This window comes from Paenirhodobacter sp. (assembly GCF_050177655.1).
In the GTDB taxonomy this organism is placed as follows: Bacteria; Pseudomonadota; Alphaproteobacteria; order Rhodobacterales; family Rhodobacteraceae; genus Rhodobacter.
The window spans coordinates 1-10,858 of sequence record NZ_JBFXGV010000068.1; the positions used below are offsets into that span (position 1 = coordinate 1).

Sequence of the window (10,858 nt, forward strand, 5' to 3'; positions counted from 1 at the left end):
TGATCCTGATGAATGCGATGGGGGTGAACCTCACCTCGCTCGCGGTGATCGGCGGTGCGATCGGCGTCGGCATCGGGCTGGGCCTGCAGCAGATCGCCTCGAACTTCATCTCGGGGATCATCCTGCTCCTCGAGGGGCAGGCGACGGTCGGCGATTTCGTCGAGCTCGACGGTGGCGAGGCCGGCACGATCGTGCGGATGACGATGCGCTCGATCATCCTCGAGACCTTCGACGGCAAGTGGATCGTGGTGCCGAACGAGCATTTCATCACCACCCGCGTCGTGAACTATTCCGATCAGGGCTCGGCCAACCGGCTCGAGGCGGCGTTCTCGGTCAGCTACGACACCGACATCAACCGCGTGCCCGCGATCATCGAGGCGGCGGTGGCGACCCATCCGAAGGTGCTCGGCCACCCCGAGGCGCCCGATTGTGAGCTGCGCGGCTTTGGCGAGAGCGGCATTGATTTCGCAGTGGAATTCTGGGTCAACGGGCTTGATGACGGGCCGAACAAATATGTCTCCGACGTGCTCTTCCTGATCTGGAACGCGCTGAAGGCCGAGGGGATCGAGATCCCCTATCCGCATCGCGTGGTGGAGCTGAAGGGCGGGGGGCTGCCGGTCCGCTGAACCTTTGCGGTTTTGTTAACCCTGTTCGGGCATGCTGGTCCGGTACCTGTCACGAGTGAAGAATGATCCGACGCCTGATGCTCCTCTTCGCCCTCTGCCTTGCCGCCTGCGCCGAGCCGCCGGAGCCTGGGGCGCGGGTGCTGATGATGGGGGATTCGCTTTTCGCGGTGAACCGGCTCGCCGGTGAGGATGTCGGCGACGCGCTCGAGGCGCGGCTCGGCCAGCCGGTGACCAATCGCGCCGCGCTCGGCGCGCGCTTCCTCGGCGGGATACCGGGGCAATTCGTGTCGGGCGACTGGGACTGGATCGTGCTGAACGGCGGCGGCAACGACATCCTGTTTTCCTGCGGCTGCGGCGACTGCCGGGCGATGCTCGCGCGGCTGATCTCGGAGGACGGGCGGCAGGGCGCGATCCCGGCGGAGGTGGCGCGGCTGCGCGCGAGTGGCGCGCGCGTCGCGCTGGTGGGCTATCTGCGCTCGAACGGGTTCCGCAGCCCGGTCGAACACTGCGGGCCGACGGGCGACGCGCTCGAGCGCCGCCTTGCGCGGCTTGCGGCGCGCGACCGCGGCGTCGTCTTCGTGCCGCTCGCCGATCTCGTGCCCGAGGGGGACGAAAGCTACATGAGCCCCGACCGGATGCACCCCTCGCCGAAGGGCGGGCGCGCGATTGCCGCGCGGATCGCGGCGGCGATCGGGGCGGCGCCTTGAGGGGCGCGCCCCGGCAGGATAGGGTGGCGCAAACGGGAGGCGGTGATGGCGCAGCGTGTGACGATCTTCGGATGTGGCGTGCAGAAGGGCGGCACGACGACGCTGCACGCCTATTTCGCCGAGCATCCGCAGCTTTCGGCGCCGCTGCGCAAGGAAACCCATTTCTTCGACGACGAGACGCAGGACTGGTCCTGGCCCGATTACCGGCTGCATGACGCCTTCTACAAGTCGGACGATGGCGCGAAGCTGCGCTTCGACATCACGCCGATCTATGGCTACTGGCCGCCGACGCTTGGCCGGATCGCCGCCTATAACGGGCAGGCGAAGCTGATCACGCTCTGGCGCGACCCGTTCAAGCGCGCCTATTCGCATTGGAAGATGCAGCGCGCGCGCCGGGTCGAGAAGCTCGGTTTTTCCGAGGCGCTGGCGGCGGAGGAGGAGCGGCTGCACGCGGCCGGCGAAACCGGCGAGGGGCGGCGGCTTTATTCCTATGTCGATCGCGGGCGCTATGCGACGCAGCTGCGCCACGCCGAGGCGCTGTTCCCGCGCGCGCAGATCCTCAACCTGCGCTCCGAGGATCTGTTCAGGACGCCGGTGGAGACGCTCGCGCGGATCGCGGCGTTTCTGGAGATCGACCCCTTCCCCGAGATGGCGCCGAAGCATGAGATGAAGCGCGAGCGCCACGAGGCGCCGCCGACGCGCGCCGATTTCGACCATATCGCTGCGGCGCTGGAAGGCGAGCTTGCGGAGTTCGCGGCGCTTTCCGGGCTCGATGTTTCCGGCTGGATGAAGCCGCCGAGCGATGCCCCGGCGCCGGCGCCGAAGAAGGGGTTCTTCGCGCGGCTGACGGGGCGCGGCTGAGGCTCAGCCGCCAAAGCGCAGCCCGACCATCGCGCCCAGGGTGCGCAGCGTCATCGTGGCATGGCCGATCTGCAGCTCTCCCTCGGGTGGCGGGTCCGGGCGCGTGACCTCTCCGGGGAAGAAGCCCGCGATCAGATCGCCAAGCGCCTTGCGGCTCGTGTTGCGTGTCGAGATCACCAGCGGGCGACCGGGGCTGGCCCAGCCCGGGGGCGGGGCCGGTTGCACCGGCGTCAGCGCGCCCGCGGGCGTGACGCAATAGCGGAAGCAATCCGATCCGTCGGGCGCCGAGAAGCAGCTGCAGCCGCGCAGGCAGGTCAGCGCGCACCCCGGCCCGGCCATGCAGGTGCTCATCTCCCCCTCCAGACCCGGTTCGGTTCGAAACTTGCGTCAAGGCCACGCTTCGCGCAATGATCTGCGTCAAGGCACGGAAAAAGGCCGCCCGGGAGGGGCGGCCTTCGGTTCACTGTCCGAATTTTACGGCGCTCAGATCTCGTCGAGCGCTTCGATCGCCTTCTGCAGGTCTTCCTTGCTGACTTCCTTCTCGGCGACTTCCGCGCCGTTCACGATGAAGTCGACGACCTTGTCCTCGAAGATCGGCGCGCGCAGCTGCTGCTGCATCTGCGGGTTCTGCTGCACGAATTCGAAGAAGGCGCGCTCCTGACCCGGGTACTGGCGGGCCTGGTTCAGCACGGCCTGGGTGAACTCGGCGTCGGTCACCTCGATCTCCTGCTTGCGGCCGATCTCGGCGAGCAGCAGGCCCAGACGCACGCGGCGCTCGGCCAGCTTGTTGTGCTCTTCGGTCGGCTCCATCGCGCCGTGATCGTGGCCGTGATCGTCCGGGTGCTCCTCGTGGTAGAGCTGGTGGGCGATCTGATGCGCCTCGGCCTCGACGAGCGAGGGGGGCAGCTCGAATTTCACCAGCGTGTCGAGCACGTCGAGCAGGCCACGCTTGAGCACGGCGCGCGCGGCACCGGTGTATTCCGCCTCGAGACGCTCACCGATCTGGCCCTTGAGCCCGGCGAGATCCTCGGCGCCGAATTTCTTCGCGAGCTCGTCGTCGAGCTCGGCCGCCTTCGGCGCCTTCACCTCGTGCACGTGGCACTTGAAGAGCGCTTCCTGACCGGCGAGATGCGCGGCACCGTATTCGGCCGGGAAGGTCACCTTGACCTCGACGTCGTCACCGGCCTTGGCGCCGACGAGCTGCGCCTCGAAGCCCGGGATGAAGGAGTTCGAGCCGAGCACGAGCGGGTATTGTTCGCCCTTGCCGCCCTCGAAGGGTTCGTCGCCGAGGAAGCCCTCGAAGTCGATCACGACCTGATCGCCGTCCTTCGCCTTCGAGCCCTTCTTGCGGTCCTCGAAGCTCTGCGCGGTCTTGGCGAGGTTTTCCAGCGCCTCGTCCACGGCCTCGGGGGCGGCCTTCACCACCAGGCGCTCGAGCTTGACGGTCGAGAGGTCGACCTCCGGGATCTGCGGCAGCTTTTCATATTCGACGGTGACGGTGACGTCGTCACCCTCTTTCCAGTTCTCGCCGCCTTCCATCTCGATCTTCGGCTGCATCGCGGGGCGATCGCCGGTCTTTTCGAAATGCTCGGTCATCGCAGCGTCGACCGATTCCTGCATCGCGTCGCCGAGGACGCGGGCGCCGAACTGCTTGCGCAGCATCGCCATCGGAACCTTGCCCTTGCGGAAGCCCTTGATCTCGACCTCGGGCTGCGCCTCGAGCAGTTTCTCGGTGACTTTGCCGTCGAGCTCGGCCGCGGTGATGGTGATCTTGTAGCCGCGCTTGAGGCCTTCGTTCAGGGTCTCGGTGACCTGCATGGGAGTTCCCTCTGTACTCATGGGCGCGCCGGAGGGCGCGCGGGATCTGCGAATTTCAGCCGCCCTTCTAGGGGGCGCGCGCCTTGGAGGCAAGGCGAAAAGCGGCGGGGTTCCGGGGCGCCGCGGTGCCGCGCCGCGGCATCGGGTGCGGCGGGCGCGCCGGGGCCGAATGCCGCCCCCGCGTCACGCGAAAGGCGCAACGATGCCGCATTCGGCGGGGATACTGGTGCGCATAGTGAAACAGTGACGAGGGCAGGACAATGAGCGAGCGGATCTTCGTGGTGGTGCCGCTGGGCATGGCGCTGATGCTGGGCGGGATGCTGGCGCTGCTCGTCTAAGCGCTCTGGTGCGGGTGAAGGGACTTGAACCCCCACGGATTGCTCCGCCAGAACCTAAATCTGGTGCGTCTACCATTTCGCCACACCCGCATCGCCGGCCTTCCTAGCAAGGGGGGCGGGCGCGGGGAAGGGGAAGGGAGGGGGCGGGCGGAAAAATCGCTCGCCTGCGGGGCAAAAGCCGCGTAGGATTCCGCTCAGAGCCGAAAAGGCCGCAGGCAACGCCGGAAACGGCATCAGAGCAGGACCACCCGATGGACAGACAGGCCGCGGGGCGTGAGGCCGGGGGACTTCCCGGCGCCGGGGGCAAGGCGCCCGCGGAACACGCGTCGATCACCTTCGATTCCCATATCGCGCGCGAGGCGATCGGCGGTTTCGCCGGGCTCGCCATGGGCACCCAGATCGCCACGCTCGACGGGATGATCCCGGTCGAGTTCCTCAACCCGGGCGAGCGCGTCATCACCCGCCGTGGGCGCGCGCTGTTGCGGGCGGTCACCGCGATGCCGGTGTCGGGCCGCTTCGTGCAGATCGCGCAGGGCGCGCTTGGCCATGACCGGCCGGGGGCGCCGCTGGTGCTTGGCGCAGCGACGCGGGTGCTGATCCGCGACTGGCGCGCGCAGGCGCTTTACGGCAAGGCGCAGGCGATGGTGCCGGCCGGGCGGCTCGTCGACGGGCAATATGTGACCGAGTTCCGCCCCGACACGCCGCGCGGCAAGCTGCGGCTTTACGTGCTGCATTTCGATGCGCCCGAGGTGGTCTATGCCGAGGGCGTGGAGATCGGCTGCGCGCCGCTCAAGGTCCAGACTCAGAGCTGAAGCGCGCGGAAGACTTTCGGCAGTTCCTCGGGCAGGTCTTCGGCGATCAGGCCGGGGCCGAAGCTGCGCGCGGCCTGCGCATGCAGCCAGCTGCCGGTGCAGGCGGCCTCGAACGGCGCGAGCCCGCGCGCCATCAGCCCGGTGATGATCCCCGCGAGCACGTCGCCCGCCCCCGCGGTGGCGAGCCAGGGCGCCGATTGCGCGCCGGTGGCGAGATGCAGCGCGGCCTCGCCCGTGGGGGTGGCGATCGCGGTTTCGTGGCCCTTGAGCAGCACGATGCAGCCGGCACGGTCGGCGGCGTGGCGCGCCGCCTCGATCCGGGTGAGGGCGTCTTCCTTCAGCGCCTCGGCGAGATCGGGGAAGAGTCGCGTGAATTCGCCCAGATGCGGGGTGATCACCACCTGGTCGTGCAACGCGTGGAAGAGCGGCCCGGGGTCGTTTTCCCAGGTCGAGAGCGCATCGGCGTCGAGCACCGTCGGCCGGTGGCCCCAGAGGGCCGCGGGCACCATTTCGAGCGCGCGGGGCAGGCCGAGCCCGGGGCCGAGGCAGAGCGCGTTGTGGCGCGGATCGGTGAGCAGCCCGCGCAGCGAATAGGAATCGGGCAGCGCCTGCAGCATCACCGCGTCGAGATGGGCGGCGTTCTCGGGTAGGGCCGCCTGCGGGCAGAGCAGGGTGACGAGCCCGGCGCCCACGCGCAGAGCGGCGCGTGCGGCCAGCCGCGCGGCCCCGCCCCGGCCCATGCCGCCCGAAAGCACCAGCGCATGGCCGTAGTCGTATTTATGCGCCGCCTCCCGCTTGGCGAGGCTGGCGCGGAGCTCCTCGGTCAGGGTGATCTGGTGGATCATGGCAGCCTCCGGCGCGGATCGTCGTCTCTTTGCAAGCATATAGCGCCGGGTTGGTGAGGAAAGCGTGAACTAGAGGCCAATGGATTTCACCACCACCGGGATGCCATGGGCGCGCAGATGCTCGTGGATCGGCTTTTCGCGGTGGAAGGTGACGGCGAGCGAGCAGGGGGCGGAGGGCCAGCCGGCGCTTTCGGCGCGCGCATCGGCATCGAGCCCGGAGGGCAGGTCGACCGCGACGCAGGGCGCGCCCGCGGCGGCGATCGCCGCGAAGATCGGGGCGAATCCCTCGAGCGGGCGGTTCAGCCCGATGCCGAAGAGCGCGTCGACGATCAGGTCGGGGCTGCCGAAATCGGGCTGCGCGGGCAGCGGCGCGACGGTGCCGATGCGGCGCCAGCGCTGGTAATTGGCGAAGGCGTCGGGCGGCATCCGGGCGAGGTCGCCGTGCAGGTAGACGGTGACCTTCCAGGCGCGCTTGCGCAAAAGCCGCGCGACGACGAAACCGTCGCCGCCGTTGTTGCCCGGGCCGCAAAGCACGACCGCGTGGCGCGGCACGGCCCCGGGGCCGATCGCCGGCGCCGCGAGCGCGGGCCAGGTCTCGAAGATCGCGTCGCGCAGGCCTTGCCCGGCGCGCTCCATCAGCTCGAGGCCCGTCACCGCGCCACTCTCGATCGCCGCGTGCTCGATGGCGCGCATTTGGGCGGAACTCAGAATTTCTGCCATTTTTTCGCGTGAATCGTTTCCATTCCGCCCGGAATCTGTGCAAGTTGCTGAAAGCGTAATCGCGGCAGGGGGAATCCCGGGGGGCATGCCGCGCCTCCCATGCTAGCCGATTGCGAGGCTGCGAGGAAAGTGGTCAGAGGGTTGCGGCAAGACCTGATGGGGGAGTCGGCGTATGAAGAAGGTTGAGGCGGTCATCAAGCCGTTCAAGCTCGATGAGGTGAAGGAAGCGCTGCAGGAAGCGGGCATCCAGGGTCTCTCGGTGCTGGAGGTCAAGGGCTTTGGTCGGCAGAAGGGCCATACCGAGCTCTACCGCGGTGCCGAATATGTGGTCGATTTCCTTCCCAAGGTGAAGATCGAGATGGTTCTGGCCGACGAGATGGTCGAAACCGCGATCGAGGCGATCATGTCCGCTGCGCGGACCGAGAAGATCGGCGACGGCAAGATCTTCGTCTCGCCGGTCGAACAGGCAATCCGTATCCGTACCGGGGAAACCGGCGACGACGCGATCTGAGCGTCGACGGACCAAGAATTGCGGGCTTCGGCCCGAACAACGCTCAAAGGAAAGGGTGATTTGCAATGAGCGCAGTCAAAAAGGCTCTCGAACTGATGAAGGCGGAGGAAGTCGAGTACGTCGACGTCCGCTTCACCGACCCGCGCGGCAAGCTGCAGCACGTGACGCTGGTGGCCGACCTCGTCGACGAGGACTTCTTCGAGGAAGGCTTCATGTTCGACGGTTCGTCGATCGCCGGCTGGAAGTCGATCGACCAGTCCGACATGAAGCTGATCCCGGATGCGGGCTCGGTCTATATCGACCCCTTCTACGCCGAAAAGACCATGTGCGTGCATTGCGACGTGGTCGAGCCGGACACCGGCGAGGCCTATGAGCGCTGCCCGCGTCAGGTCGCCCACAAGGCCGAGGCCTATCTCAAGTCCTCGGGCATCGGCGATGCGGCCTATTTCGGCCCGGAAGCCGAATTCTTCATCTTCGACGATGTGCGCTACTCGGTCACCCCGGCCAAGGTCTCGTTCCAGATCGACGCGGAAGCCGCGGCCTGGAACACCGATGCCGCGATCGAGATGGGCAACCTCGCCCATCGCGCCGGCCACAAGGGCGGCTACTTCCCGGTGAACCCGGTCGACGAAGCGCAGGATCTGCGCGGCGAAATGCTGTCGACGATGAAGCGCATCGGCATGAAGGTCGACAAGCATCACCACGAAGTGGCGACCTGTCAGCACGAGCTCGGCATGATCTTCGGTGGTCTGGTCGAGCAGGCCGACAACATCCAGAAGTACAAATACGTGATCCACAACGTGGCCCACGCCTACGGCAAGACCGTGACCTTCATGCCGAAGCCGATGAAGGGTGACAACGGTTCGGGCATGCACGTGAACATGTCGATCTGGAAGGACGGCAAGCCGCTCTTCGCCGGCGACAAATATGCGGATCTGTCGCAGGAGGCGCTCTACTTCATCGGCGGCATCCTGAAGCACGCCAAGACCCTGAACGCCTTCACCAACCCGGCGACGAACTCCTACAAGCGTCTGATCCCGGGCTTCGAGGCCCCGGTTCTGCGCGCCTATTCGGCCCGCAACCGCTCGGGCTGCGTCCGTATTCCGTGGACCGAATCGCCGAAGGCCAAGCGTGTGGAAGCCCGCTTCCCCGATCCGGCGGCGAACCCCTACCTCGCTTTCGCGGCGCTGCTGATGGCCGGCCTCGACGGCATCAAGAACAAGATCGACCCGGGTCCGGCTTCGGACAAGGACCTCTACGATCTGCCGCCGGAAGAACTGGCCGCGATCCCGACCGTCTGCGGTTCGCTGCGTGAGGCGCTCGAGGCGCTGGAAGCCGATCACGACTTCCTGCTCGCCGGCGACGTGTTCACCAAGGGTCTGATCGAGGGCTATACCGCCCTCAAGTGGGAAGAAGTGTACGCCTACGAGCACACCCCCCACCCGGTCGAGTACCAGATGTACTACTCCTGCTGATCCCTCGGGGTCAGTGCGGAAAGGGCGCCCTTTGGGGCGCCCTTTTTCGTTGCGCGCCGCCCGCGTCTGGGGTCTCATGCCGGATATTTCAGACATGAGGCGATGATGTTTTTCCATTTCATTCGGGGTTTTGGCTTGGCGCTGATGCTGCTGAGCGCGCTGCTGCAAGCGGCGCAGGCCGGGGAGCGGCGGGGCCGGGCGACCGTCGGCGATTATCTTGTCAACTGGGGCACGATGCCCCGCCCGGCGGGGGAGCGCGCGGATGTGCTGCTGTTTACCTTCGGTTGGAAGACCGGGTCGGCCTCGACAGGCGTCAGCGAGGCTGACTGGGCCTTCGAGGCACGGCGGCAGGGGACGGATGTCTACACGCTGAAGACGATCATGGGGCGCGACGTCTATCGTCCGGCGCGGGGCGGCGTGGCGGTCTGCACGATGAGCGCGGTCGCGCAGGGGCTGTGCGGGCGCAAGCTCGGGCTCAGCGAGGCGGAGCGTGCCGGGATTGCGGCCTCGGTGCTGCGTGCCGACGGCCGCTGCACCGCCGCGCCCTTCGATCCGGCCTTCAACCGGCGAATGTCGAATGCGCTCGGAGCGGTCGATCAGATCGTGGTGCTGCGCGCCACTTGCCGGTGACGGTGCCGTCGAGGAAAGGGCGAGGCTGATCCGCCAGATGCCGGGACCGATCCAGGGCTGTCTTGCCCCGCTGTCGGGACTGTCGGCGGCGCTTGCCCCTTGACGCAGGCCGCGCGGCCCCCCATCTGGGAGCCTGGCCACCGGATGCCGGCCGCCCGCGGGGAGACCTGAGGTGAAATCCGGGAACACGGCTCTCTCATTCGGGGGGCTCTTCGGCAATGCGGGCACCGGAGCGGCGGGACATTCCCCCGTGGAGACTGAACATGATCGCGAAGGATCTGAAGGATACCAAGGCGCAGGCGCGCCGGCTGGCGGCTGCGCTCGAGAAGGCCGGGATGCCGGTGCCGCTCGCACGCGCCTATGAGCTCACTGCGCAGGCGGCGGGCCATGCCGACTGGAACACGATGGCGGCGGCGCTGCGGTCGCCTGCGGGGCAGGGGCTGGCGCTTGGCGAGGCCGTCAGCGGGCGCTATCTCGGCCATCCGGTCGCCGGGCGCGTGCATGCGCTGCGTCAGAAGGGGGCGGAGTTCGTCGAGGTCGAGATCGACCTCGATCAGCCGGTCGACGTGGCGCAGTCGGAGCATTTCACCGCGCTGCGCCGGCGTGTGCGCGCGACGCTCGGGCGTGACGGGCGCTCGGTCGGAAAACGCTCGGACGGGGTGCCGCATCTGGTGCTCGACTGAACCGGGACGGGGCGGCGGGAAACCGCCGCTTCGGCCCCTCGTGATGCGCGATGGCGCACAGAATCTGTTTGGATCTGTGGAATTGAGCCGAGGCAGGGGGCGGGCCATCCTTGGCCCATCCCATGCAACACGGAGTCTCCCCGCATGAAATCCTTCCTCCTCGCCGCCGGCCTCGCCTTCGGCCTTGCCACTGTCGCCGTCGCCGAGCCGGTCGAATATGACCTCGACCCGAGCCACAGCCAGATCGTGTTCCACTACACCCACCTCGGCTTCTCGACGACGACGGGGATGTTCTCGGGCTTCGAGGGCAAGATCATGTTCGACGCCGAGGCGCCGGCGGACAGCTCGGTCGAAGTGACCTTCCCGGCGAAGTCGCTCTTCACCGGCTGGGACGCGCGCACCGAGCATTTCCTGACCGATGACTTCTTCGGCGCCGACAAGAACCCCGACATCTCGTTCAAGTCGACCTCGATCGAGGTGACCGGCGAGAAGACCGGCAAGATCACCGGCGATCTGACGATGAACGGCGTGACCAAGCCGGTCGTGCTCGACACCACGATGACGCAGATCGGCGAACATCCGATGATGAAGAAGCCCTGGGTCGGCTTCGAGGCGACCACCACGGTGAAGCGCACCGATTTCGACATGGGCATGTATGCGCCCTATGTCGGCGACGAGGTCACGATCGCGATCTCGATCGAGGCGCAGAAGGCCGAATAAGCGAACCCACGCGCGCAACGAAACGGCCGCCGGGGGATCCCTCGGCGGCCGTTTTCTTTGAGTATTTTGACCAGGATAAACGGGCTGTCTTTTTCTTGGGGGAAATACTCCG

13 protein-coding genes and 1 tRNA gene are annotated in these 10,858 nt (G+C 67.3%); 9 read left to right on the plus strand and 5 right to left on the minus strand.

The features are described from left to right. The 3 genes from AB7U46_RS16720 to AB7U46_RS16730 form a co-directional block, all read left to right on the plus strand. Positions 1-626 (plus strand): mechanosensitive ion channel family protein (locus AB7U46_RS16720; protein WP_428338122.1); only part of this gene is annotated, 626 nt, incomplete at its 5' end. A gap of 62 nt (positions 627-688) precedes the next feature. Then, positions 689-1,333 (plus strand): SGNH/GDSL hydrolase family protein, encoded by a 645-nt coding sequence (locus AB7U46_RS16725; protein WP_428338123.1) that lies wholly within the window; start codon positions 689-691, stop codon positions 1,331-1,333. A 45-nt stretch (positions 1,334-1,378) separates the two neighbouring features. Beyond that, positions 1,379-2,194: a sulfotransferase family protein gene (locus AB7U46_RS16730; protein ID WP_428338124.1), complete on the plus strand. Its 816-nt coding sequence runs from the start codon at positions 1,379-1,381 to the stop codon at positions 2,192-2,194. A gap of 3 nt (positions 2,195-2,197) precedes the next feature. Here the strand turns inward: AB7U46_RS16730 and AB7U46_RS16735 are convergent, their stop codons facing one another. From AB7U46_RS16735 to AB7U46_RS16745, 3 genes are all read right to left on the minus strand, one after another. After that, a complete protein-coding gene (locus AB7U46_RS16735) occupies positions 2,198-2,545 on the minus strand; it encodes a hypothetical protein (RefSeq protein ID WP_428338125.1) in 348 nt (115 codons plus the stop codon). 132 nt (positions 2,546-2,677) lie between these two features. Continuing rightward, the gene (gene tig, locus AB7U46_RS16740) at positions 2,678-4,012 is read right to left on the minus strand and encodes a trigger factor (RefSeq protein ID WP_428338126.1); all 1,335 of its coding nucleotides are present in this window, start codon (positions 4,010-4,012) and stop codon (positions 2,678-2,680) included. A gap of 344 nt (positions 4,013-4,356) precedes the next feature. Next, positions 4,357-4,440, minus strand: a tRNA-Leu gene (locus tag AB7U46_RS16745). A 161-nt stretch (positions 4,441-4,601) separates the two neighbouring features. On the opposite strand from AB7U46_RS16745, the gene AB7U46_RS16750 reads away from it, so the two are divergent. After that, positions 4,602-5,162 carry a Hint domain-containing protein gene (locus AB7U46_RS16750; RefSeq protein WP_428338128.1) on the plus strand — a complete coding sequence of 187 codons (561 nt, stop codon included), beginning with the start codon at positions 4,602-4,604 and terminating at the stop codon, positions 5,160-5,162. Here AB7U46_RS16750 and AB7U46_RS16755 read toward each other — a convergent pair. Next, positions 5,153-6,007, minus strand: a complete 855-nt coding sequence (locus AB7U46_RS16755) for an NAD(P)H-hydrate dehydratase (RefSeq protein WP_428338129.1) — start codon at positions 6,005-6,007, stop codon at positions 5,153-5,155. The genes AB7U46_RS16750 and AB7U46_RS16755 overlap by 10 nt on opposite strands. A gap of 69 nt (positions 6,008-6,076) precedes the next feature. After that, positions 6,077-6,814 carry an NAD(P)H-hydrate epimerase gene (locus AB7U46_RS16760; RefSeq protein ID WP_428338130.1) on the minus strand — a complete coding sequence of 246 codons (738 nt, stop codon included), beginning with the start codon at positions 6,812-6,814 and terminating at the stop codon, positions 6,077-6,079. Positions 6,815-6,899: 85 nt separating this feature from the next. Here AB7U46_RS16760 and AB7U46_RS16765 point away from each other — a divergent pair, with 85 nt between their 5' ends. The 5 genes from AB7U46_RS16765 to AB7U46_RS16785 all read left to right on the plus strand — a co-directional run bounded on the left by AB7U46_RS16765 (position 6,900) and on the right by AB7U46_RS16785 (position 10,746). Next, on the plus strand, positions 6,900-7,238 hold the full coding sequence (locus tag AB7U46_RS16765; protein WP_428338131.1) for a P-II family nitrogen regulator: 339 nt from the start codon (positions 6,900-6,902) through the stop codon (positions 7,236-7,238). A gap of 65 nt (positions 7,239-7,303) precedes the next feature. Continuing rightward, a complete protein-coding gene (gene glnA / locus AB7U46_RS16770; protein WP_428338132.1) occupies positions 7,304-8,713 on the plus strand; it encodes a type I glutamate--ammonia ligase in 1,410 nt (469 codons plus the stop codon). Positions 8,714-8,818: 105 nt separating this feature from the next. Further along, positions 8,819-9,343: a hypothetical protein gene (locus tag AB7U46_RS16775; RefSeq protein WP_428338133.1), complete on the plus strand. Its 525-nt coding sequence runs from the start codon at positions 8,819-8,821 to the stop codon at positions 9,341-9,343. Positions 9,344-9,606: 263 nt separating this feature from the next. Further along, positions 9,607-10,026: a glyoxalase superfamily protein gene (locus tag AB7U46_RS16780; RefSeq protein ID WP_428338134.1), complete on the plus strand. Its 420-nt coding sequence runs from the start codon at positions 9,607-9,609 to the stop codon at positions 10,024-10,026. Positions 10,027-10,170: 144 nt separating this feature from the next. Continuing rightward, positions 10,171-10,746 carry a YceI family protein gene (locus AB7U46_RS16785; protein WP_428338135.1) on the plus strand — a complete coding sequence of 192 codons (576 nt, stop codon included), beginning with the start codon at positions 10,171-10,173 and terminating at the stop codon, positions 10,744-10,746. Positions 10,747-10,858: the final 112 nt, after the last annotated feature.